Source organism: Halanaerobium sp. MA284_MarDTE_T2 (genome assembly GCF_003337245.1).
Lineage (GTDB): Bacteria > Bacillota > Halanaerobiia > Halanaerobiales > Halanaerobiaceae > QPJE01.
The window spans coordinates 37,873-61,224 of sequence record NZ_QPJE01000009.1 but is presented as its reverse complement, the minus strand read 5'-3'; the positions used below and the strand labels follow the sequence as shown (position 1 = coordinate 61,224).

Annotated in this window: 23 protein-coding genes; 22 read left to right on the top strand and 1 reads right to left on the bottom strand. The window is 35.8% G+C overall.

Annotation, left to right across the window (positions count from 1 at the left end; translation table 11 throughout):
- Positions 1-2 precede the first annotated feature (2 nt).
- The 14 genes from aroC to rho all read left to right on the top strand — a co-directional run bounded on the left by aroC (position 3) and on the right by rho (position 14,787).
- The gene (aroC, locus tag DFR78_RS05990) at positions 3-1,211 is read left to right on the top strand and encodes a chorismate synthase (RefSeq protein ID WP_114457934.1); all 1,209 of its coding nucleotides are present in this window, start codon (positions 3-5) and stop codon (positions 1,209-1,211) included.
- 111 nt (positions 1,212-1,322) lie between these two features.
- On the top strand, positions 1,323-2,714 hold the full coding sequence (locus DFR78_RS05985; RefSeq protein WP_114457933.1) for an aminopeptidase: 1,392 nt from the start codon (positions 1,323-1,325) through the stop codon (positions 2,712-2,714).
- Positions 2,715-2,910: 196 nt separating this feature from the next.
- Positions 2,911-3,576, top strand: coding sequence for a thioredoxin family protein (locus DFR78_RS05980; RefSeq protein ID WP_114457932.1), 666 nt, complete (start codon positions 2,911-2,913; stop codon positions 3,574-3,576).
- 42 nt (positions 3,577-3,618) lie between these two features.
- Positions 3,619-3,939 carry a thioredoxin gene (gene trxA, locus DFR78_RS05975; RefSeq protein ID WP_114457931.1) on the top strand — a complete coding sequence of 107 codons (321 nt, stop codon included), beginning with the start codon at positions 3,619-3,621 and terminating at the stop codon, positions 3,937-3,939.
- A 471-nt stretch (positions 3,940-4,410) separates the two neighbouring features.
- Positions 4,411-4,818 carry a DNA-binding response regulator gene (locus DFR78_RS05970; protein WP_114457930.1) on the top strand — a complete coding sequence of 136 codons (408 nt, stop codon included), beginning with the start codon at positions 4,411-4,413 and terminating at the stop codon, positions 4,816-4,818.
- Positions 4,819-4,889: 71 nt separating this feature from the next.
- Positions 4,890-5,321: a DUF1934 domain-containing protein gene (locus DFR78_RS05965; protein WP_114457929.1), complete on the top strand. Its 432-nt coding sequence runs from the start codon at positions 4,890-4,892 to the stop codon at positions 5,319-5,321.
- 175 nt (positions 5,322-5,496) lie between these two features.
- Entirely contained in the window at positions 5,497-7,164 is a 1,668-nt protein-coding gene (gene argS / locus DFR78_RS05960; RefSeq protein WP_233486996.1) for an arginine--tRNA ligase, read from the top strand.
- A gap of 58 nt (positions 7,165-7,222) precedes the next feature.
- Positions 7,223-8,830 carry a CTP synthase gene (locus DFR78_RS05955; RefSeq protein WP_147267754.1) on the top strand — a complete coding sequence of 536 codons (1,608 nt, stop codon included), beginning with the start codon at positions 7,223-7,225 and terminating at the stop codon, positions 8,828-8,830.
- Positions 8,831-8,932: 102 nt separating this feature from the next.
- Positions 8,933-9,709: an enoyl-CoA hydratase/isomerase family protein gene (locus DFR78_RS05950; protein WP_114457926.1), complete on the top strand. Its 777-nt coding sequence runs from the start codon at positions 8,933-8,935 to the stop codon at positions 9,707-9,709.
- Between the two features lie 15 nt (positions 9,710-9,724).
- Positions 9,725-10,447 (top strand): HAD family hydrolase, encoded by a 723-nt coding sequence (locus tag DFR78_RS05945; RefSeq protein ID WP_114457925.1) that lies wholly within the window; start codon positions 9,725-9,727, stop codon positions 10,445-10,447.
- Between the two features lie 384 nt (positions 10,448-10,831).
- Positions 10,832-11,488: a hypothetical protein gene (locus tag DFR78_RS05940; RefSeq protein WP_114457924.1), complete on the top strand. Its 657-nt coding sequence runs from the start codon at positions 10,832-10,834 to the stop codon at positions 11,486-11,488.
- A gap of 19 nt (positions 11,489-11,507) precedes the next feature.
- On the top strand, positions 11,508-12,362 hold the full coding sequence (locus tag DFR78_RS05935) for a class II fructose-1,6-bisphosphate aldolase (RefSeq protein WP_114457923.1): 855 nt from the start codon (positions 11,508-11,510) through the stop codon (positions 12,360-12,362).
- A gap of 87 nt (positions 12,363-12,449) precedes the next feature.
- A complete protein-coding gene (locus DFR78_RS05930) occupies positions 12,450-13,463 on the top strand; it encodes a sodium:calcium antiporter (protein WP_114457922.1) in 1,014 nt (337 codons plus the stop codon).
- Between the two features lie 64 nt (positions 13,464-13,527).
- Complete coding sequence (gene rho, locus DFR78_RS05925) at positions 13,528-14,787, top strand: transcription termination factor Rho (protein WP_114457921.1); 1,260 nt, start codon at positions 13,528-13,530, stop codon at positions 14,785-14,787.
- Positions 14,788-14,881: 94 nt separating this feature from the next.
- On the opposite strand, the gene DFR78_RS05920 is transcribed toward rho, so the two are convergent.
- A complete protein-coding gene (locus tag DFR78_RS05920; RefSeq protein WP_114457920.1) occupies positions 14,882-16,432 on the bottom strand; it encodes an L-lactate permease in 1,551 nt (516 codons plus the stop codon).
- Between the two features lie 253 nt (positions 16,433-16,685).
- Between DFR78_RS05920 and rpmE the strand changes: the two genes are divergently transcribed.
- The 8 genes from rpmE to DFR78_RS05880 all read left to right on the top strand — a co-directional run bounded on the left by rpmE (position 16,686) and on the right by DFR78_RS05880 (position 23,133).
- On the top strand, positions 16,686-16,901 hold the full coding sequence (gene rpmE, locus DFR78_RS05915; protein WP_114457919.1) for a 50S ribosomal protein L31: 216 nt from the start codon (positions 16,686-16,688) through the stop codon (positions 16,899-16,901).
- Between the two features lie 104 nt (positions 16,902-17,005).
- On the top strand, positions 17,006-17,584 hold the full coding sequence (locus DFR78_RS05910; protein ID WP_114457918.1) for a thymidine kinase: 579 nt from the start codon (positions 17,006-17,008) through the stop codon (positions 17,582-17,584).
- A 5-nt stretch (positions 17,585-17,589) separates the two neighbouring features.
- Positions 17,590-18,663: a peptide chain release factor 1 gene (prfA, locus tag DFR78_RS05905; protein ID WP_199505565.1), complete on the top strand. Its 1,074-nt coding sequence runs from the start codon at positions 17,590-17,592 to the stop codon at positions 18,661-18,663.
- A 2-nt stretch (positions 18,664-18,665) separates the two neighbouring features.
- Complete coding sequence (gene prmC / locus DFR78_RS05900; RefSeq protein WP_114457916.1) at positions 18,666-19,523, top strand: peptide chain release factor N(5)-glutamine methyltransferase; 858 nt, start codon at positions 18,666-18,668, stop codon at positions 19,521-19,523.
- A gap of 155 nt (positions 19,524-19,678) precedes the next feature.
- Positions 19,679-20,752 carry an L-threonylcarbamoyladenylate synthase gene (locus DFR78_RS05895; protein WP_233486995.1) on the top strand — a complete coding sequence of 358 codons (1,074 nt, stop codon included), beginning with the start codon at positions 19,679-19,681 and terminating at the stop codon, positions 20,750-20,752.
- A complete protein-coding gene (locus tag DFR78_RS05890; protein ID WP_114457915.1) occupies positions 20,749-21,246 on the top strand; it encodes a low molecular weight protein arginine phosphatase in 498 nt (165 codons plus the stop codon). Before DFR78_RS05895 ends, DFR78_RS05890 begins: the two co-directional genes overlap by 4 nt.
- Positions 21,247-21,337: 91 nt before the next feature.
- Complete coding sequence (gene upp / locus DFR78_RS05885) at positions 21,338-21,967, top strand: uracil phosphoribosyltransferase (protein WP_114457914.1); 630 nt, start codon at positions 21,338-21,340, stop codon at positions 21,965-21,967.
- Between the two features lie 122 nt (positions 21,968-22,089).
- On the top strand, positions 22,090-23,133 hold the full coding sequence (locus DFR78_RS05880; RefSeq protein WP_114457913.1) for a glycosyltransferase family 4 protein: 1,044 nt from the start codon (positions 22,090-22,092) through the stop codon (positions 23,131-23,133).
- The last annotated feature ends 219 nt before the right edge of the window (positions 23,134-23,352 follow it).

Here is a 23,352-nt window from a genome sequence, read left to right as displayed (position 1 = left end):
GATTGTTTAAATACATTACAGCAGGTGAATCACATGGACCCGAAGTTACTGCAGTTATAAAAAGTCTTCCTGCAGGATTAAAAATAGATATCGAAAAAATAAATAATGAATTATTTCGCCGTCAGCAGGGATATGGTCGCGGCGGCCGAATGGAAATAGAGAGCGATAAGGTTAATATAACATCAGGGCTCAGATCAGGTTTAACACTGGGAACACCGCTGACCATGAGGATAGAAAATAAGGACTGGAAAAATTGGCAGAAAGTAATGTCACCTGATGGAAGCAATGAGGATGCAGAAAAGTTGACAAATCCGCGTCCTGGGCATGCAGATCTTCCTGGAGCTTTAAAATATAATTTTAGAGATTTACGTAATATTCTGGAAAGAGCAAGTGCCCGGGAAACAGCAGCCAGAACAGCAGTTGGAGCTGTTGCTAAACAATTTTTGAAAGAAATGAATATTGAAATTTACAGTCATGTTGTTCAGATAGGTAGTATAAAATCTGACAGCTGGGCGGAAATTAAAAAGAAAGAAAAATTTAAAATGGAATCATCTGAAGATAATAATTTGATCTCAGAAAAAATAAAAAAATATTTTAAAAAAGTCGAAAAATCTCCTCTCCGCTGTGGCAGTGAGAATAAAACAGAAGCAATGATAGAACTGATAAATTCCTGGCGGTCAGAGGGAGATTCTGTTGGAGGGATATTTGAAATAATTATAAGAAACATGCCAGTTGGAATTGGAAGCCATGTTCACTGGGATTACAAACTGGATTCTAAACTTGCTGGAGCACTTATGAGTATACAGGCAATTAAAGGTGTAGAAATAGGAACTGGATTTGCTGCAGCAGCCAGACCAGGTTCAAAAGTTCATGATGAAATTTATTATGATAAAGAAAAAGGATTTTACAGAAAAACAAATAATGCAGGTGGAGTAGAAGGGGGAATCAGCAATGGGGAGGAAATTGTTCTCCGGCTGGCGATGAAACCGATTCCCACTCTCGCTAAACCACTGCATACTGCTGATTTAATTACAAAAGAAGAAAGGCAGGCTGCAAAAGAGAGGTCAGATGTATGTGCTGTACCTTCAGCAAGTATAGTGGGAGAAGCAGTATCTGCAGCTGTAATTGCAGAAAGTCTGTGCAAAAAATTTGGCGGAGACAGCATGGAAGAGATCAAAAGGAATTATAACACTTATGTAGACCATCTGTGAATCTTTTCATTTGTACCCGGTACAAAAAATGTAGTGAAATAACTTAAAATCTATGTTTTATCCTGATATAATAAAGAAAGATATTAATAAAGAATAAGAGGGGGAAGATAGATGAGTAAAGAAAGGAAAGGTTATGAAGCAAAAAATGCCTGGCTTGAGATGGGAGAAGACGAAAGAGAAGAGGTATTTGCCTTTAACAGAGGATATGCTGATTTTCTGACAGAAAACAAAACAGAAAGAGAGTTTGCCGGTGCTTCTATTGAGAAGCTAAGGAAAGCTGGATTTAAAAATATAGACGAATATAAAGAACTAAAAACAGGAGATAAAGTCTACATGGTTAATCGTTCAAGGGCTTTAATGGCTGCAGTGATAGGGCAAAAAGATCTGCAGGAAGGTTTAAAAATTGTTGGCTCACATATTGATTCACCACGTCTTGATCTAAAACCAAATCCTCTTTATGAAGATGGCGAACTAGCCATGTTTAAAACTCATTATTATGGTGGTGTAAAGAAATATCAGTGGGTTACAATGCCGCTTGCACTGCATGGAGTTGTAGTAAAGGAAGATGGTTCAGAGATAGAATTAAAGATTGGGGAAAAAGAAGATGACCCTATATTTTTTATCAGTGATGTACTGCCACATTTAGGCAAAAAACAGATGGAAAAAAAGATGAGTGAAGGAATAACAGGAGAAAAACTAAATGTGGTTATCGGCAGTATTCCAGTTAATGATGAAGATACAAAAGAAAAGGTAAAAACTGCTTTACTTGATTATCTGGAAAAAGAATATGATATTACAGGTGAAGATTTTGTAAGTGCAGATCTGCAGATTGTTCCGGCATTTAAAACCAGAGATGCTGGATTTGATAGAGGTCTTTTGGCAGGTTATGGACATGATGACCGTGTCTGCAGTTATACAGCTCTTGAGGCAGTTCTTGACATTAATGATCCTAAATATACTGCTGTAGTTTTGCTGATGGATAGAGAAGAAGTTGGCAGTATGGGCAGTACTGGTATGCAGTCACACTTTTTTGAAGATCAGGTAGCAGAAATGGTTAACCTTTACTATGATAATTATAGTGAACTTCTGCTGAGAAGAGTGCTCCAGAATTCTAAGGTTTTATCTGCAGATGTAAATGCAGCCTATGATCCTGATTTTGCAGAAGTATATGCAGAACATAATTCTGCATATTTAGGAAAAGGAGTTGTTATTTCTAAATATACAGGATCTAGAGGAAAATCAGGTGCATCTGAGGCAGGTGCAGAGTTTATGGGAGAAGTAAGAAGCCTGTTTAATGGGGCTGGAGTTTACTGGCAGATAGCAGAGCTTGGTAAAGTAGATGAAGGTGGTGGTGGAACCATAGCCCAGTTTTTGGCAAACTACAACATGGATGTTGTAGACTGTGGTCCTGCTGTTATGTCAATGCACTCACCTTATGAAGTTGTCAGTAAGGCAGATGTTTATCATACCTATCTAGGCTACAGTGTATTTTTAGAAAAATAGTATTATTTTTATGATTGTAACTTACTCAATATATGACATCGGTGCTTTTTCCGGTGTCTTATATTTTTTTAGTTTTATAATAATTTGAGAAAATGTTAATTACTTAACTTTAAAAAATACTATATCGTATATAATGGATATTGCAAATAAAGTTAATCCGGTATTTTTTATGAATAAAACTAGGGAGTGATATTTAATGGCTAAAATTGATCAGGAAGAAAAAAATAAAATTAAAGAACTTTTTCAGGAAAATCTGAAAGATGAAGTTAAATTATATTTTTTCAGCAAAGAAGAAGACTGTCAGTACTGTGAAGATACAGAACAGATTTTAACAGAAATAACAGAGCTGGACAGCAGAGTGACAGTGGAAAAATATATGCTTGATAGTGAAAAGGCAGCAGAAATGAATATAGATCGTGCTCCGGCAACTATTTTGTATGATGCAGATGGTAATGATACTGGAGTACATTTTTACGGTATTCCTTCAGGATATGAATTTACAACACTAATTGAAGATATCTTGGATACTTCAAATAGAGATAGGATCGATCTTTCTGCAGATATAAAAGAGCAGATTAAAGAAATAGATCAGAATGTTCTTATTCAGGTATTTATCACACCTACCTGTCCTTATTGTCCTCGTGCTGTAAGGGTGGCACATCAGATGGCACTGCTGAATCCCAACATTAGAGGAGAAATGGTGGAAGCTATAGAATTCCAGGAATTTTCTTCAAAATATAATGTATCAGGAGTTCCAAAAACAGTTATTAATTTCGGTGCGGCAGAACAGGTTGGAGCAGTACCAGCAAAAACAATACTTAAAAAAATTAAAAAAATACTTGAGCAGGAAGCTGCTGTATAAGTATAGTGACACAATATAATTATCAAGGAGGAAATTTTTAAAATGAGCAAACCAAAAAAAGTAACAGATGGAAATTTCAGCAGAGAGGTATTAAAATCAGATAAACCAGTATTGGTTGATTTCTGGGCAGAATGGTGTGGACCATGTAGAATGGTGGCTCCTGTTGTAGAAGAAATTGCAAAAGAATATAGTGAAGATATTAAAGTATGTAAGCTTAATGTCGACGAAAATCAGTCAACTGCAGCCAGATATGGAATTATGAGTATTCCAACCATGATGATTTTTGAAGATGGAAAAGTTAAAGACAAGCTTGTTGGATATATGCCAAAAGGTAAACTTGTCAGTAAAATTGGCTTAAAATAAATCTTAAATTTTTAGATACAATTGCTTTTCTGGACTTTCCCCATTTTTTATATACTGCTGCAAAAAGGGGAGATACAGGAATATTGAAATTTTTAGTCAATGAATCTTAACGAAATGAAGGAAGAAATAGGGTTGAACTGCAGGATGGAGTGAGCTAATCATGAGTCAGGAGGACTCATTGATTAGTGTGTCCTATTTCACACCCGAATTGAGTTTTAGATAAATCTAAAAATTTCGTTGATGACTAAAGCCCCCTTTTTGCAGCTTGAAAATAAATTTTGGGGAAACTCCTAAATTGCTTTTAAGTTTACAGCTTAAAAATGATAAACTATAAGTAGGATATTAATGTATGGTTTAACATTTAATTAATGGTAAAGAGTGCACTCTCTTTACCGTTTTTTTATGATTAAACCTGTAAAAAATAAAATATTTATGATAAAATAAGGGTTGATGAAAAGAGGAGGGATTTTCTTGCGGCGCTTATTAATAATTTATACACCAGATGATAATATCAAAAAAATGGCAGAGGGATTAAAAAAAGGTGTAGAGGAGGCAGAATTTCAGGTTGTCATGGTCAATACTGCCTATAATAGGACAGGTATCTCATTTGCTCCTTTTAATATAGCAGCTGCTGAAAGTCCTACAAAAGAAATTTTTAGGGGTAAAATAGACAGTTCACTGGCTAAATTTTTTTCACAATTTAAACTAACACCGGGCCAGGAAGCAGCAGCTTTTGCAGCCCCCAGATTTTTTGCTGCTGGCAAAGCCCTTAAAAATGTAATGCCTCTGCTGGAAAAAGAAGGTTGTGCAGTAAAAATTTTTTTTGAAGCTAAAGATTATAAAACTGCAGTAAAGTTTGGAAGAGATCTTAAACTATAAACGGCTTAAGCAGCCACAGTTTATTTTGCTGTGGCTTTTTGAAATTATTAGATAAAATATGGAGTGGAAATATGGAAGAAGAAGTTATAATTAAAATAACGGGCAGGCAGGAGTTTATTCACAATGGCGAAAAAGATAAAATTGAACAGGTAGTGACAGGAAGACTTTTTTTAAAAAATGATAAATATTATCTTATATATAATGATAATTCTCCAGGAGTTGATGGGGCTGAAGCAAAATTAAGGATTGATCTTAAAGCTGAACAGCTTCTTTTAATGAGGGATGATCCTGCCCCATTGAAACAGAAATTTATTGAAGGAGAGATTACAGATGGATATTATGGCAGGGTCGAACAAAAATTTGATATTTCTGTAGATACAGAGAAAATATCACTACAGGCAGATATGAATTCGGGAGAGATAAATGTAGATTACTGCCTTTATTTTAATAGAGAATTAACTTCAGAAAATAAATTATCTATCAGGTACAGAACCGATAATTAGAAACCTGTTGTTTTATGAGGTTCTGATCATTATCTAGAAAATTTGTAAGCTGTGTGATTAATTTTATAAAACTTATTCGATATTCATTCTGAGTAAAATGTTTAATATAATTAAAATTAGCTGCTGGAAAAGATGCAGTATCAATATTTATAAATTATGGGGGAGGTTTTTTGTTTTGGTTAAAAATTTACAGGCAAAAGTTGAGGATAGATTAATAAATCACATTAAAGAAAGTATAGAAAAAGCAGTGAAAAATGGGGAAATAGAGTTGGAAGAGATACCTGAGGTAAATGTTGAGGTTCCAAGAGAAAAAGAACATGGTGATTATGCAACAAATATAGCACTGGCAGCAGCAGGGGAAATTGGTATGAATCCCCGCCAGCTGGCTGAAATTATTGTTAACAATCTTTCTGCACCAGAGGTGGAAGATGTCTCTATTGCTGGCCCTGGCTTTATTAATTTCAAAATGAGCAGCAGATGGCTTTATGATAATCTTGAGCTGATTCAGAAGCTCGGAAAGGATTATGGTAAAGTAGATTATGGTAAAGGAAAAAAGGTGCAGATAGAGTTTGTAAGTGCCAATCCGACCGGACCTCTTCATGTTGGCCACAGCAGGGGTGCAGTTGTGGGTGATGTGCTGGCATCTATACTCAAAACAGCCGGTTTTAAGGTGGAGAAAGAATATTATATAAATGATGCGGGAAATCAAATGGATATAATTGGGAAATCTACTCTTTTGAGGTACAGAGAAATACTCGGTGAAGAGATAGAAATGCCCGAAAATGTTTATGCCGGTGAATATGTAAAAGAAATTGCAGAAGAGTTATATGAAGAATATGGTGACAGCCTTTTAGCAAAAGATGAAAATAAAGCAATAGAAATCTGCCGTGAATTTGCATATAAAAAAATGCTCAAAAATATAAAAAGGGATTTAAAAGAGTTTGGAATAGAATTTGATACCTGGTTTAGTGAAAGAGACCTTCATGATGGTAAAATAAAAAGTGCTGTAGAAATGCTGAGAGACAAAGGATTTATTTATGAAAAAGAAGGGGCACTCTGGTTTAAATCAACTGCTTTTGGTGATGACAAAGATAGAGTAATTATTAAATCAGATAATTCTCCAACCTATCTTGCAGCTGATATAGCATATCATCTTGATAAACTGGAGCGGGGTTTTGATAAACTGATCAATATCTGGGGAGCAGATCACCACGGTTATATTCCCAGAATGAAGGCAGTTATAGAAGCTTTTGGATATGATAGAGATACACTGGAAGTAATAATAGTACAGATGGTAACACTTCTGCGCAGAGGTAAAAAAATGCCTATGTCAAAAAGGGCAGGCAGCTTTGTAACCATGCGTGAGGTAAATAAAGAAGTGGGTACAGATGCAGCACGCTATTATTATATAATGAGAAGTACGGACAGCCACCTTGATTTTGATCTTGAACTGGCAAAAGAAGAATCTACAAATAATCCGGTTTATTATGTACAATATGCACATGCTAGAATTCACAGTATTTTGGAAAATATTCCAGCAGAGTTCAGTGAAGATAAAGCAGATTTATCACTTCTGACAGATCAGACAGAAATAGATCTGATGAAGACACTGGCCTCTTATCCAGAAGAAATTAAGCTAAGCGCAGAAGCAAGACAGCCACATCATATTACAGGTTATGCCTATGACCTGGCAACTGCGTTCCATGGATTCTATAATAACTGCAGGGTTTTAACAGAAGATGAAGAGCTGAGTAAAGCTAGAATTTATCTGGTTAAATCAGCCCGTCAGGTTTTGCGCAATGTGCTAAGTTTGCTGGGAATTACAGCACCCGATCAGATGTAATTTTATTTAGAAATAGAAAAATTTATAATAATAAAATATTCAGGAGGAGATAGATAAAATGACGAAATATATTTTTGTGACAGGAGGCGTAGTTTCTGCTCTGGGCAAAGGGATTACAGCTGCTTCTCTGGGAAGACTGTTAAAAAGCAGAGGTCTGCAGGTCAGTATTCAGAAATTTGATCCCTATATAAATTATGATCCTGGTACAATGAGTCCTTATCAGCATGGAGAAGTTTTTGTTACAGATGATGGAGCAGAAACAGATCTTGATTTAGGGCATTATGAGCGTTTTATTGATGTAAATTTAAGCAAAAACAACAATGTAACAACCGGTAAAATATATGGTTCTGTTATCCAAAAAGAAAGGAGAGGAGATTATCTTGGTGCTACAGTTCAGGTTATTCCTCATATTACAGATGAAATAAAATATAGAATTACACGGGTCGGGGAGGAAACAAATGCAGATGTTGTTATTACAGAGATAGGTGGTACAGTTGGTGATATTGAAAGTTTGCCTTTTCTTGAGGCTATCAGGCAGTTGAGGACTGATTATGGCAAAAATAATATTCTTTATCTTCACTGTACACTTGTACCATATCTTGCTACAGCCGGTGAACTTAAAACAAAACCAACCCAGCACAGTGTAAAAGAACTGAGGAGTATTGGAATTCAGCCTGATATTATTGTCTGTCGTTCTGATAGAGAACTTACACAGGATGTTAAAGATAAGATTTCACTATTTGGCAATGTAGAAAAAGAAGATGTAATTCAGCTTGTTGATGCAGATTATATTTATGAAGTGCCACTTATGCTGGAAGATGAAGGCCTGGCTGATAATGTAATAGGAAAACTAGAAATAGAAGAAAAAGTCCATGCTCCCGAGCTGGAAGATTGGGAAAATCTAATAGAAAAGATTAAAAATCGCTCTGATCAGGTGGAAATAGCAATAGTTGGTAAATATGTTGAACTGCCGGATGCTTATATAAGTATTGCAGAATCGTTTACACATGCAGGTATAGCAAATGACTGCCGGGTTAATATAAAATATGTTTATGCAGAAGATCTGGAAGAAGAAGAAAAGGTAGAAGAAATCTTAAAAGATACAGATGGAATTCTCGTGCCAGGAGGATTTGGTGACAGAGGTATTGAAGGTAAAGTAGCTGCCGTTAAATATGCACGCGAAAATAAAGTGCCCTATTTTGGTATATGTTTGGGTATGCAGTGTGCTGTGATAGAATATGCCAGAAACATTCTTAATCTAGATGATGCCAACAGTTCAGAATTTGATGAAGAAAGCAGTGATCCTGTAATCGATCTTATGCCAGATCAGCATGATATTGAAAATATGGGGGGTACAATGCGTCTGGGCCTTTATCCATGTAAGCTAAAAGAGGGTACAATCAGCAGAAAAGCTTATAGTAATGAGGTAATTTACGAAAGACACCGCCACCGCTATGAGTTTAATAATCAGTACCGAAGTGAAATGAAAAAAAATGGTATAATTTTTTCTGGGCTTTCTCCAGATGAAAAACTGGTTGAAATTATTGAAATTCCCGATCATCCCTGGTTTGTGGGTGTACAGTTCCATCCAGAATTCAAGTCGCGCCCAAATAGACCACATCCTCTTTTTGTAAGTTTTGTAGAGGCTGTTTTAAAAAATAAGTAATTTTTTCCAAGGATTTTTAAGGGATCTGAATAATATTTATAATGAATTTGTTTTTATATAACAAATATATTTGCCTTAGAATAGGCAAAAAGGAGGAGCAGTATGGATAGGGAGTTCGTTAAATGTGAATATGATGAACCTCTGGCAACTATTGTACTTGATCGACCTGAAGTTCTTAATGCATATAATGAGCAGCTGCTTGATGAGCTGTATGATACTTTGGAAGAGGTATTTGCTAACAAAAAGGTTGAAGCTGTTGTTATGACTGGAAGTGGGCATAGAGCTTTTTCTGTTGGAGGAGATATAGATTATCTGGAAACACTTAACAGCAGACAGGCAGAAGAACTTTCTTTAAAAGGGCATAAAATATGTGATTTAATTGAATACAGCAATCAGGTTGTAATTGCTGCAGTTGATGGTTATGCTTTAGGTGGGGGAATGGAGATTACACTTGCCTGTGATTTACGTATTGCGACCACAAGGGCACGCTTTGGGCAGCCAGAAGTGAAGCTGGGAGTTATACCTGGATTTGGGAGTACTCAGCGTCTTCCCCGTCTGATTGGAGTTGCCGAGGCTAAAGAAATGCTCTTTACCGGAAATATTGTTGATGCGACCCTTGCTTATGAACTGGGTTTAATTAATAAGGTAGTTACTCCAAGAACATTAATTCCATCTGCCAGAGAGATGGCTATAGAAATTACTGAGCGCTCTGCCCGTGCAGTATCAATGATAAAAAAAGCTATCAATCATTCTTACATAGATGGGCCAAAAGCCGGCAGCAGCTATGAGACTAAAGCATTCAGCATCTGTTTTGATACACAGGAACACAGAGATCGAATGAAAAAGATTAAAGATATAATTAAAGATGACGACAATTAGCAAGGAGGAGAAAATTTGCTGGCAGAAAAAAGAACCTTTCTTTTTGACCTTGATGGTACTCTTTTAACAATTGAACTTGATAAATTTTTAAAACTTTATTTTAATGCACTGGCAGAGGAATTTTCAAATATAACTTCTTCTCGAGATGAATTTATCAAAATTCTTATGAGTTCTACTGAGAAAATGATCAAGAACAGTGGGGAAAAGAGCAATCAGGAAGTTTTTATGAAAAATTTTTTTGAGAAGATCAAAACTGGCAACAGAGATAAAATAATTTCCCAATTTAATAATTTTTATAAAAATATTTTTCCAGAATTAAAAAAACAGCTTGATATAGATGACAGCACACCACCTCAAATAATAAATTATCTCAAAAGCAGAAATAAAAGACTTGTGCTGGCAACAAATCCAATTTTCCCTCGTGAAGCAGTTGTGGAAAGGCTCAGATGGGCGGGGCTAAGAGAAGGGGATTTTGATTTTATTAGCAGTTATGAAAATATGGAATCTGCCAAGCCAAATCCTAAATATTTTGTGGATTTACTTAATAAAATTGGAGAAAAAGCAGATAAAACTGTAATGATTGGCAATGACATACAGGAAGATATGGCTGCAGCAGAGGTCGGTATTACTACATATATAATAGAAGATTATATTATCGATAGGGGGAGTTCTACCGGGAATCCAGACTGGCGGGGTTCACTAAAGGAATTTTTAGAGATGCTTAAAAAGGAGTTATAGAAGTTAATCACTAGAAAACCTTACGGGCTTGCCCTTACGGATGAATAGTGCTTAATTATGAAGTAATATTTTTAAACTTATATATAAATTTTAAAATGCAGACGGTTAATAGGGATAATCTCTCATTTGCAGTGGGAGATTATTTTAATTTAGTGGGAAATTATATAACTTCAGCAGAAAACAGGAAATAATTTTGATATAAAATAGATTATTTTTTTGATTGAATAATTCTAAACATATATCAGTTAATTGATATTTTATTTTTAAATTTATCGCTTTTAGTATACAAAATATAAATGAAAAAAGGATTTTTTTATGTAATGAAGAATAGTTAGATTAAGGAGGTGAATACCTGGTCGTAAATATTGCAGGCCGGGATTAAAAATGTTACTAGAACTGTCCACCACAATTGCTGTAAGCTGTTCTGCCTGTGGGCGCCTGAGTACAGACGAAATTAATATATTTCAGCTGTCAGGTGGTACAGTCCACCAGTTAAAATGCAGCAGCTGTGGAGCAAAAAAAGTGTCTATAAAGAGAACAAAAAAAGGATATATTCAGATAGACTATTTTTGTCTGCTCTGCAGTAGTATACATAAAAAAATAGTTTCACCAAAAAAATTCTGGCATTCAGATCGAGTTACTCCTCTGCTGTGTAAGGAGACTGGATTAAACCTTGGATATTTTGGATCAACAGAAATGATAAAATCAGAACTTCAGCGGCAGAAGGAAGAGCTTAATATGATGGCTGATGAACTTGGTTTTGAAGATTTTGTTAATCCAGAATTGATGCTGGAAGTATTAGATTATCTGCATGATATTGCTGCAGAGGGGAGATTAAATTGTGAATGTGGCAGTCATGATATTAATATAGAATTATTTAATGATCGACTTGAACTGAGATGTAATAATTGTGAGGCATATATTGACATTTCTGTTAAGACAAGAGATGATTTAACAGAGCTAAAAAAAGAGGGAAGAGTGCATCTGCATTCTTTAAAGGGGAAACCTCATAATTCGAGAGATCCCTGGATAAATATTTGATTGAGGAGGAAAATATTTTATGAATCTAGTACCAATGGCAGAAATACTTAATGATGCACATAAAAAAGGATATGCAGTAGGTGGCTTTAATATTAATAACCTGGAATTTCTTCAGGGAATAGTTTGGGCTGCTGAAGAACTTAATTCACCATTGATACTTCAGGCAAGCGAAGGTGCAATTAGATATATGGGAATGGATTATGTTGCTGGGATGGTAGATGCAGCAGTTAAAAATACCAGTATTCCTGTGGCACTTCATCTTGATCACGGCAGCAGTTTCGAAAAAGTAATGCAGTGTATAAGGAACGGGTTTTCTTCAGTGATGATAGATGCTTCTAAACTGACCTTTGCAGAAAATATTGAACTGACAAAAAAAGTTGTAGAAGCTGCACATTCGGTTGGTGTCAGTATTGAAGCTGAACTGGGGACAATTGGTGGTACAGAAGATGACCACAAAGTTGAAGGAAAAGATGCAATGTACACTGATCCAGAACAGGCTAAAGAATTTGTTGATGCTACAGGTGTAGATGCCCTTGCAGTTGCAATTGGGACAGCACATGGTGTATATAAAGGAGAGCCTGAACTCGATTTTGAAAGACTCGATACAATTAAAAAACTTATCGATATGCCTGTTGTTTTACACGGTGCTTCTGGTATTTCAGCTGCTGATTTAAAAAAGGGAGTAGAATTAGGTGTTAACAAAGTTAATGTTAATACTGATTTTCAGCAGGTATTTACTGCAAAAATAAAAGAGCTTTTTGCTGATGATCCTGATCTCTATGACCCCCGTAAATACTGTGGACCTGGTCGGGATGCCATTAAAGAAAAAGTTAAAGAAAAAATTATGATTTTAGGAAGTAGTGATAGAGCATAATTTATAATTTTAATCTATAAGTGGGGGATTCCTTAATTTAGGAATTCCTCTCTTTTTGTTTGTGAAATTGTACGAAAGGAGCAAAAATTGACACAGATATGGCTGGAATTTTGTTTAATGGCATTACTCATAATAATATCCGGAACATATTTATCTCGATATGGTGATATAATTGCAGATAAGACAGGGCTTGGTCAGGCATTTATTGGAGGTGTTTTGATTGCAATGGCCACCTCACTACCTGAGATGGTCACAAGTATTACCTCTGCAGTTGTTGGTGCGCCAGATATAGCTGTTGGGAATGCTTTTGGAAGCAATACTTTTAATCTCATGATCCTCGCTTTTTCCGACCTTCTTCAGGGCCCTGGACCTCTTTTATTGAGGGTAAACTACAGCCACATTCTTTCGGGCCTGTTTGGTATTCTTCTTTCTGTAATTGTAGTTTTTAGTTTAATTGTTTCTCATTTTATGAACCTGGATTTAAGCATATTTGGAGTTGGAATTGACAGTATAATTTTGCTGTCAGTTTACATTTTTGGGATGAGATTAATATACAGATATGAGAAGAAAAATCCGCTTGATAAAGAAGATGAAGTAAGAGAAGATCTCCATTCAGATTTTACTTTAAATAGAGCATTGATTGGATTTGGTATATGTGCACTAATTATTGTGCTCAGCGGAATAAGGCTTACAGTAACAGCAAATTTAATTGCTGATATGACAGGTATTGATCAGAGTTTTATCGGTTCCATCCTTGTTGCAGCAGCTACTTCTCTGCCGGAACTGGTTGCTTCAATTTCGGCAATTAAACTTAATGCATATAATATGGCAGTGGGAAATGTTTTTGGGAGCAATATTTTCAATATGACCGTAATTTTTTTTGCAGATTTATTTTATCGAGACGGAATACTGCTGGCAGATGCTAAGATAGTGCATATCATTACAGCTATGGTTGGAATTTCTATGTCAGCAATAATACTAATTGGTTTGTTTTACCGCTCACGCCGCTCGCTATTTTTTCTGGGCTGGGATTCAATATTTGTCAGCATTATTTATTTTATCGGAGTTTATCTTCTTTTTCAGCTTGGACTTTCAGTATAATATTAATTTATATCAGTTATGCAGTTTATTTTAACTTTTTAATAAAGGAAAGGTGGTCTTAAATGTGTTAAATATTAGTGAACTTGAGAAAAAAACAATTACCGAACTACACAAGATAGCAAAAGATATGGATGTTTCTGGTTATTCACAGATGCGTAAAAAAGATCTCATATTTGCTATTTTAAAGAAAGGAACAGAAAAAGGAGGGCATATCTTTGCCGAAGGTGTGCTTGAGATAATAGCAAATGAAGGGTATGGATTTCTCCGTCCATCAAAATACATTCCGTCCAGTGATGATATTTATATATCAGCTTCACAAATTCGCCGTTTTGATTTGAGAACCGGTGATGTTGTATCAGGGCAGGTGAGGGAACCTAAAGATAACGAAAAATATTTTGCAATGCTTAGAATTGAAGCTGTCAACTATCAGGATCCAGAAAAGGCCAGAGATAGAGCCTATTTTGAAGATCTTACTCCGCTCTATCCTGAAGAAAGATTTAAACTTGAATATCATAAAAATGAAAAATCGTCAAGACTTATAGACCTAATTTCGCCTATCGGGAAAGGCCAGAGAGGTCTTGTTGTTTCACCACCGAAAGCTGGGAAAACAGTTCTTCTAAAAAAAATTGCCAACAGTATACGCCACAACTATCCGGAAACAAAAATGATGATTCTGCTGATTGATGAAAGGCCGGAAGAAGTTACAGATATGCGCCGTTCAGTAGACGCAGAAGTTATTAGTTCAACTTTTGATGAGCCGCCGGAAGAGCATATACAGGTGGCAGAGCTTGTTTTAGAAAAAGCAAAAAGACTTGTTGAACATAAATATGATGTTGTAATACTCCTGGATAGTATTACAAGACTGGCTAGAGCAGCAAATGTTACCATTCCTCCGAGCGGCAGAACCCTTTCTGGCGGTCTTGATCCTACGGCAATGCATTTTCCAAAAAAGTTTTTTGGTGGTGGAAGAAATATAGAAGAAGGTGGGAGCCTTACAATTATAGCTACCGCACTGATTGATACAGGGAGCAGAATGGATGATGTTATTTATGAAGAATTTAAAGGCACAGGTAATATGGAGCTTCACCTGAGCAGGCGTCTGGCAGAAAAGAGAATTTTCCCTGCTGTTGATATTAATCGTTCGGGAACCAGGAAAGAAGAAATGCTGATGAGTAAAGAAGAGCTGGAAGTGATCTGGAAGCTGAGGCAGTATATAAGTAATATGAATGAATATGACATTATGGAAACGATTTTAAAACAGATGAACAATACAGAAAATAATAAAGAGCTTCTGCAGGCGCTGCAGAAAATATTGAAAAATTAAAAAAACAGGTCATATCTGTTCAGCGAAAGATATGACCTGTTTTAAGTTGGAATATTTTTAATATATGGAATTCAATAATTGATATTTAAATAGTTTAAATTATAAGCTCAACAATAAGAGCTGTAAAACCTACTATTGTGCCGCTTATAAGTGTATAACCCAGGCAGCGCTTTATTATCTCTCCTTCTTTCCCGTGTATACCTACCACGGAAGTTCCCAGCAGTATCTTTGCCGGGGCAATCGCTGATCCCAGTGATCCACCTACTGATTGTGTTGATGCAATAATGTTTTGAGAAAAGCCAAGTAAATCAGCAGTATTTATCTGAAAAGCACCAAACAGTACATTGGAACTTGTATTACTTCCGGTTAAAAATGCTCCCAATATTCCAATTAAAGGAGAAAACAGTGGGAATAGTGGTCCACTCACTTTCGCCATACCGCGTGCAAAAGTAAATATCATGCCAGAATCATTCATAATCAGTGCAAGAACCATAAGCAGGAATACGGTCAAAACAGATGATTTTGCCTTCTGGAAGCTGCGGCTAAAAACACTTGATATATATTCTACTTTAAATTGATTTTTTGCAAAATACATTATCCCACCACTAATTGATGCCAGAAGCAAAAAGAAAATCGGATGTGAAAAAAGATGGATTCCCGAATAATTGATTTCTTCTGCAACTTCATAGCCCAGTCCTGTTGTAAAAGCAGGAAATGAAAGAGCAAAACTTATATCAGGCAGAATATTTTTAATAAACGGCAGTTGGAAAATAAGAACCGATCCTATGAGAACAATGTAGGGAAATAGTGCGGTAATTAGTGACATACCGCCATTTTTAAATGATATAAAATCTTCAAAAGACATTTTGGAGTTTTTAAATAATATGAATAAAAAATATGTACTTCCAATAAGGCCGGCCAGCAGTGATCCAACATGCGCAAAATTTCCGGCAGCCGCACCCAGCTGAGCAGCAGACATTAGTAAACTCATCGGCAGAATATATTTAAAATTTTTCTTAACTTCTTTTATACCACCGTAAATATGAGCTACAGCCAATCCTGTTGTAAAAACAGGTATAAAGAAAAATGAAGCAAGGATTACACCAAGTTTAACAGCTTCGAGACCTGTAACAAGCTGGAGAGCAAAGAAAGAAGATCCCATAGAACCAAAACTTATGGACCAGGAATGGCCGACAAGAACAGCAGTAATTGCTGTTAAAGGATTAAATCCAATTCCAATCAGTAGGGCACCGACAATGGCAATTGGCACTCCAAATCCTGTTACACCCTGAATAAAACCGGAAAATGCCCAGCTTAAACCTAAAAATTGGAGAGATCTGTTGCCGCCGAGATTTTTCATAAACTTCTTAATTGTTTCAAAACCACCAGAAATATCAACTATATTGAAGAGAAAAACAGCTCCAATTATAATTAATATTACATAAAGGCTTAAAGAAGTACCTTTACCTGCTGCAATAAGCAGCTGTTTAAAGCTCAACTTAAATATAAATACGGAAAATATTACTGTGAGTACAAGACTTATTAGTGCTGACTTTCTCGAATTAAGTTTAAGATAGGACATTAAAAAAAGTAAAACTATGATAGGTAATGCTGCGGTTAACCACATAAAAAAATTAAATTTCATTGTTTATTCCTCCTATTAAATTCTCTACTACTTTTTTAAATAAGTACAGCCAATATACACCTAAAACATTATACCATAATACTGTGGTAAGTTAAAAATAAATTCTACTAAACTACTTTTTTAATCTGCTTGCATAGCCAGTTTAGCTGTGTTATAATATGTTTTAGTTTAAGAATAGGCTGTAAAGCCAACAGTAAATAGAGACTTTTTTGCTGGTATTTTATAAAATTAGCATATAAGAGAGGTGATATAGATGCGTGAAGGAATCCACCCGGAAGTTAAGGAAACAACAGTAACCTGTGCCTGCGGCGAGGTTTATCATACAAAATCTACCAAAGAAGATATTCGGGTTGAAGTATGTTCCAGCTGTCATCCATTCTATACAGGTAAACAGCGTAAAGCCAAAAAAGGTGGTCGTGTCGAAAGATTCAATAAAAAATATGGAATTTCAGAAGAAGATTCTGAATAAATCCAATTGGAAATCATTTTACTTTCTGCTGCAGGGCTTAGATGCTCTGCTTTTTTTTTAGATAAATTGTCATAATTAAATAATACTGCAGAGAGGATGAGAAGATGTACAAAATTACTAACAGCGGCTGGATTGAAGTGATCACTGGTCCAATGTACTGTGGAAAAAGCGAAGAATTAATAAGAAGGATCAAACGAATTAAAATAGCCCAACAGCAGGTAAAGGTTTTTAAGCCTGCTTTGGATGACAGATATAGCAGAAAAAATGTTGTTTCACACAGTGGGCACAGTATTCAGGCAGTTCCAGTAGATCATCCTGAAGAAATTTTTAAAAAGATAGACAGTTCTTCAGATGCTGTTGCTGTAGACGAAGCCCAGTTTTTTCATAAAGATCTCATTGAAATATGTGAAAAAATGGCTGATATGGGAATGAGAGTGATAATTGCTGGTTTGGACAGAGATTTTAGAGGTGAACCATTTGGGCCTATGCCTGAACTGCTGGCCAGGGCAGAATATGTAGATAAACTTCACGCTATCTGTATTAAATGTGGAGAACCTGCCAGTAGAACTCAGCGGCTGATAGATGGCAGACCGGCTTCATATGATGACCCGGTAATTTTTGTTGGCGCAGAAGAAGTTTATGAAGCACGCTGCCGCAGCTGTCATGAAGTCAGGAGGAGATGAATATAATGTTTGATTTACAGAGAAAGCTCGATGAGCTGGAAAATAAATATAAGGATTTAAATAAAAAGCTAAGTGATCCGAAAGTGATTAGTGATAGTAATAAATATCAGAAACTGCTGAAAAAGCATGCGAAAATGAAGCAAATAGTTGAAAAATATAGAGAATACAAAAAAGCTCTGAATGGACTTGAAGAAGCAGAAGAAATGCTCGAATTGGCAGATGATGAAGAAATAAAAGAACTGGCAGAGATGGAAATAGATGAACTGCAGCCGGTAAAAGAAAAGCTGGAAGAAGAGCTGCCTATAATGCTGCTTCCCGATGATCCAAATGATGAAAAAAATGTTATAGTTGAGATTAGAGCCGGAGCAGGTGGAGATGAGGCAGCACTGTTTGCAGCAGACCTTTACAGAATGTATTCCAAATATGCTGAATCACAGGGCTGGAAGGTAGAAGTTATGAGTGCAAATGCTTCCGGAATTGGAGGCTATAAAGAAATAATTTTTACCATTGAAGGTGAAGATATATATAAAAAGCTTAAATATGAAAGTGGAGTTCACAGAGTTCAGAGGGTTCCATCAACAGAATCAAGCGGCAGGATTCATACATCGACAGCAACTGTAGCTGTACTTCCAGAAGCGGAAGAAGTTGATGTAGATATAGATCCAAATGATCTCAGAATAGATGTTTACAGATCAAGCGGACCTGGTGGGCAGAGTGTAAACACCACAGATTCAGCTGTTAGAATTACTCACGAACCTACAGGTTTAACTGTCTCCTGTCAGGACGAAAAATCTCAGCACAAAAATAAAGCAAAGGCTATGCGCATACTGCGGGCCAGACTGCAGGAAAAAATGGAACGGGAAAAACAGGCAAAACGAGATGAGGCAAGAAAGTCTCAGGTAGGTTCGGGAGACAGAAGTGAAAAAATACGCACCTATAACTTTCCTCAGGGAAGGGTTAGTGACCACAGGATTAATCTAACTGTTCATCAGCTAGATAAAATTCTTGATGGGGAACTTTCACAGGTTATTGATCCACTTATTGAGGAGGATAATCTTAAACGTCTGGAGAAGATTTAATCGTGAATATTAAAGAATTACTTTCTAAAACTGATAATTTTTTCAATAAAGTTGGACTTGATTCACCAAGACTCGATGCCGAAGTTCTTCTGGCAGATCTCCTGGATATGGAGCGGATAAAACTTTATGTAAATTTTGATTACCCCCTTAGCTCTCAAGAACTGAAAGAATATAGAGAAAGAGTTAAACAGCGGGCAAAAAGAATACCGGTAGCTTATATAACGGGAAAAAAAGAATTTATGTCTATGAAATTTTATGTTGAACCTGGTGTGCTGATTCCCAGGCCGGAAACTGAACTTCTGGTAGAAAAAGTTATTGATTTTTGTAAAGAAAATAAATTAAAAAGTGCAAATATTGTCGATATTGGAACCGGGAGTGGAGCTGTTGCCATCAGTCTGGCAAAATATGTGAAAGATGCTTGTACAGTAGGGGTAGATATATCCCAAAAATCTGTAGAAGTAGCCAGAAAAAATTTGGCTGAACACTCTCTTGAAGAAAGAGTCAGTATTGTAAGGGGCAGTCTTCTGGAACAATTTATAAAGAGAGATATCAATAATGTTGATATAATTGTATCCAATCCTCCATATATAAAAGATGAAGATATGGCCAGTCTACCGCCAGAAGTGAAAAAAGAGCCCACATCTGCACTTGCTGGTGGTAAAGAAGGCCTGGATTATTATAAAAAAATAATTCCACAGGCTGAAAAAGTATTAAAAAAAGATGGACATATATTTTTCGAAATTGGTGATGGACAGGCTGAAGATGTTCTGTCATTTTTTGGAGAAAGATGGGAAGAAGAAAAAATGTATAAAGATTATTCCGGTAGAGAAAGGATAATTAGTGCCAGATTTGTAGGATAAAAAGTTTAAAGACAGCTGAAATATCTTAAAAACAGTTAAAAAGTTATTAGGCAAATAAAAGTCTAAAGAATAAGTGAATATAATAATTTAAGATGATATTTCAAACGAGATTTTAATATTAAAAGCTGATTTCAAGCAAAAATGGAGATATAAAGATGTATAATACTAAAATATTAAAAATCGAAAACACAATAATGCAAAAAACCAGCATTGAACTAGCTGCAGAAAGTAAAGTAATTCAAAAAGCTGCCGAATATATCAAAAGGGGAGAATTAGCAGCATTTCCAACTGAAACAGTTTATGGTCTTGGTGCAGATGCACTTAATTCTAATGCAGTAAAGAAAATTTTTGCAGCTAAAGGCAGACCACAGGATAATCCGCTGATTGTTCATGTGGCAGATTTAAAACAGCTAAAACAGATTATTAAAGGTGAACTGTCAGAAGTTTCGCGAAAGCTTATCAATAAATACTGGCCTGGCCCACTTACCCTGATTTTTCAGAAAAGCAGCACTTTACCTGATAGAACAACTGCTGGTCTTGATACTGTTGCGGTAAGAATGCCTGATAACAAAATTGCGCTGGCTCTAATAAAAGCAGCTTCTCTGCCGATTGCTGCTCCAAGTGCAAATACTTCCGGTTATCCAAGCCCCACAGAGGCTGAACATGTCTATAATGATTTGAACGGGAAAATTCCAGTTATTATTGATGGTGGACCCTGCCGTGTTGGTTTAGAATCTACTGTGCTGGACATTCGTGGAGAGAAACCAGTTATACTGCGTCCGGGTGGAATCACCAGAGAAGATCTTAGTAAATTTTTAGATGTTGAGATTGAGAGAATGGATGTGGCAATAAAAGAAGAGCAGAAGGTTCTTTCACCTGGTATGAAATACAGGCATTATTCACCTGCTAAACCTGTGTTTTTATTCAATGAGGAAAGTTTTTCGGTGATGGTAAAAAGATCTAAAAATATTAGAGCAGCTGTCATAACAGCTGAAGAAACAAAAATACCATCCGCACTTCAAAAAAGATGGAAAATATTAAAAGTTTTTTCACGCAAAAATCCTGAAATGCTTGCCCAAAAATTATTTTCACTTCTGCGCTGTTTGGATGAAGATAAAAATATCGAAGAAATATATGTAGAAAAGGTCAGCAGTAGAGGTATTGGAGAAGCAGTTATGAACAGAATTAAAAAAGCTGCTTTAGATGATGATCTTATTCCAGGGAGGTGAAGATCATTAAAAATATTCTTTTTGTGTGTACAGGGAATACCTGCCGCAGCCCGATAGCAGAATATATTTTCAGAGAATTTATAAAAGATAGGGGTTTGGAAGATAAGTGGAATATACAGTCTGCCGGTGTATCTGCAGTTAACGGAAGCAAAATCAATGAAAAGGCAAAAACTGTTATGGATGAGATTTCAATAGATACATCAGACCACCGCTCAAAAAATATTAAAGATATTGATCTGGACAGGCAGAATTTGATCCTAACGATGACCCGCAAACACAGCCGAGTTCTGATACTAAACTATCCTACCTGTGCGGATAATACCTTTACATTAAAAGAATATACAGGCTCAGAAACTGAAAAAGATATCAGTGATCCTTTTGGACGTTCGGTTGATTTTTATAGAGAAACAAGAAAAGAAATAGAAGTTGAATTAAAAAAATTATTAAAAATGATAGATAAATTTGATAACTCTGAGAAGGAAAAGAAGCAGTAAAAGAGAATAATTTATAATGAGAGAGTTTAAATTGAATTAATTTTATCAACGCATAAAACAAAAATATAATTTACAGGAAGGGGATTTTAATTTGGGCAGAGTACATGTTGTAGATCACCCATTAATTCAGCACAAGTTAACTTTAATTCGTGATAAAAATACGGGACCTAAGGAATTTAGAGAGCTGGTAGATGAAGTTGCGACACTGATGGCATATGAAGTAACAAGAGATTTGCCTCTGGAAAAAATAGAAGTTGAAACACCAATTAAGAAACAAAAATTCAATATGATTTCTGGTAAAAAAATAGGGATTGTTCCAATATTGAGGGCAGGTTTGGGTATGCTGGATGGTATATTAAAATTAATTCCAGCTGCAAAAGTTGGTCATATTGGACTTTATCGCGATCCAGATACTCTGGAAGCAGTCGAATATTACTGTAAATTACCCACTGATGTTGAAGAAAGAGAACTTATAATAGTTGACCCTATGCTTGCTACAGGTGTTTCTGCTATGACAGCTATCAAATTTATTAAAGAAAGAGCCCCCAGAAATATAAAGCTGATGGTTTTAATAGCAGCTCCAGAAGGAATCAAAAAAATTCAGGATGCGCATCCTGATATAGATATCTGGACAGCAGCTATAGATGAAAAATTAAATGATCATGCTTACATAGTGCCAGGACTTGGAGATGCTGGAGACCGCCTTTATGGTACAAAATAACTGCTGCCACTTGTGCCACTTGTACCGGGTACGAAAAGGCCTTTTCGTACCCGGTACCAACTAAGGCGATATGTACCCGGTACCAACTACGGTACCAACTGAAAAACTGGAGGTAGAGTGATTTGTTTTATTTTTCTGCACTTCTCATCAGCTTAATACTGTCCTTTATTTTTACACCACTTGTTATAAAGTTTGCCCCTGTGGCAGGATTTATAGACAAACCCGGGCAGAGAAAAATAAACAGAAGAGCGGTTCCGACTGCAGGTGGAATTGCAATTTATCTTTCTTTTATTATTACTCTGCTACTATTTATGCCTTTAAACAGGACTATTGAAGGTATAATTATTGGTGGAACTTTAATACTTATTTTGGGGTTAATAGATGATAAATATGAACTATCTGCTCTGGTTAAGTTTACAGGCCAGATTGCAGCTGCATCTATTCTTCTTTTTTATGGTGTGGAAATAGAGTTTATTACAAATCCCTTTGGAGGGCTGCTTTTTCTGGGGATTTATTCAGCACCTTTTACAATTTTCTGGATTGTCAGCATAACAAATACTATCAATCTTATAGATGGACTGGATGGTCTGGCGGCAGGTGTATCTGTAATTGCTGTTTTTACACTTTTTGCTGTTGGACTGCAGGAAAATCAGCTTACAGCTTCTATGCTGGCTGTAATAATGGCCGGAAGCTGTCTTGGTTTTTTGAAATATAACTTTAATCCGGCTCGTATTTTTATGGGTGATACAGGAGCCATGTTTACCGGATATATTATTGCTGCAATATCAATCACCGGTGCCTTAAAAAGTGCAGCAGCAGTTACCGTTTTTGTTCCAGTTTTAGCTTTAGGTGTACCTATATTTGATACAGCTTTTGCTATCATTAGGCGTCTTTTTAACAAAAAACCGATTGGAGAAGCAGACCACGGACATATACATCACAGGCTGCTTGCCATAGGACTTAATCAAAAACAGGCTGTGCTGTCTGTTTACTTAATTAGTATAATTCTTGGTATAGTTGCACTAATAGTCAATGGATCCAATTTTGAGAATGCTTTAATTATTATTGCTGCAGTTATTGCTGCAGTTATATATGGTGCCCGCAGGTTGGGAATTTTTTCTGTGGAAATGCCCGTAGATGGGAAATCATTAGAAGACAGCTGTTAAAAATGTTATCGTTTAACAGATAATTTTTAATAACGGTAATACAATAAAAAGGAGTTTTTCCATTTTTCAACTTTAAAATAGATTAAAACTGTTTTAGTATCTTAGAGTTAATTAGTAAAACATAAAGGTAGTTAATTTCAAATAAGAGAAAAAAAATAGTTAATTTTTTCACAAATATTGTTTGCAAGTTGTTTTTTTATGTAATACAATATTAAAAAA

Coding starts and splice junctions, on each gene's coding strand:
- DFR78_RS05950 (WP_114457926.1), top strand. CDS start 8,933: ATGGATAGGGAGTTCGTTAAATGTGAATATGATGAACCTCTGGCAACT.
- DFR78_RS05920 (WP_114457920.1), bottom strand. CDS start 16,432: ATGAAATTTAATTTTTTTATGTGGTTAACCGCAGCATTACCTATCATA.
- rpmE (WP_114457919.1), top strand. CDS start 16,686: ATGCGTGAAGGAATCCACCCGGAAGTTAAGGAAACAACAGTAACCTGT.
- DFR78_RS05935 (WP_114457923.1), top strand. CDS start 11,508: ATGAATCTAGTACCAATGGCAGAAATACTTAATGATGCACATAAAAAA.
- DFR78_RS05965 (WP_114457929.1), top strand. CDS start 4,890: ATGGAAGAAGAAGTTATAATTAAAATAACGGGCAGGCAGGAGTTTATT.
- DFR78_RS05940 (WP_114457924.1), top strand. CDS start 10,832: ATGTTACTAGAACTGTCCACCACAATTGCTGTAAGCTGTTCTGCCTGT.
- DFR78_RS05980 (WP_114457932.1), top strand. CDS start 2,911: ATGGCTAAAATTGATCAGGAAGAAAAAAATAAAATTAAAGAACTTTTT.
- prfA (WP_199505565.1), top strand. CDS start 17,590: ATGTTTGATTTACAGAGAAAGCTCGATGAGCTGGAAAATAAATATAAG.
- DFR78_RS05955 (WP_147267754.1), top strand. CDS start 7,223: ATGACGAAATATATTTTTGTGACAGGAGGCGTAGTTTCTGCTCTGGGC.
- DFR78_RS05985 (WP_114457933.1), top strand. CDS start 1,323: ATGAGTAAAGAAAGGAAAGGTTATGAAGCAAAAAATGCCTGGCTTGAG.
- DFR78_RS05910 (WP_114457918.1), top strand. CDS start 17,006: ATGTACAAAATTACTAACAGCGGCTGGATTGAAGTGATCACTGGTCCA.
- trxA (WP_114457931.1), top strand. CDS start 3,619: ATGAGCAAACCAAAAAAAGTAACAGATGGAAATTTCAGCAGAGAGGTA.
- DFR78_RS05895 (WP_233486995.1), top strand. CDS start 19,679: ATGTATAATACTAAAATATTAAAAATCGAAAACACAATAATGCAAAAA.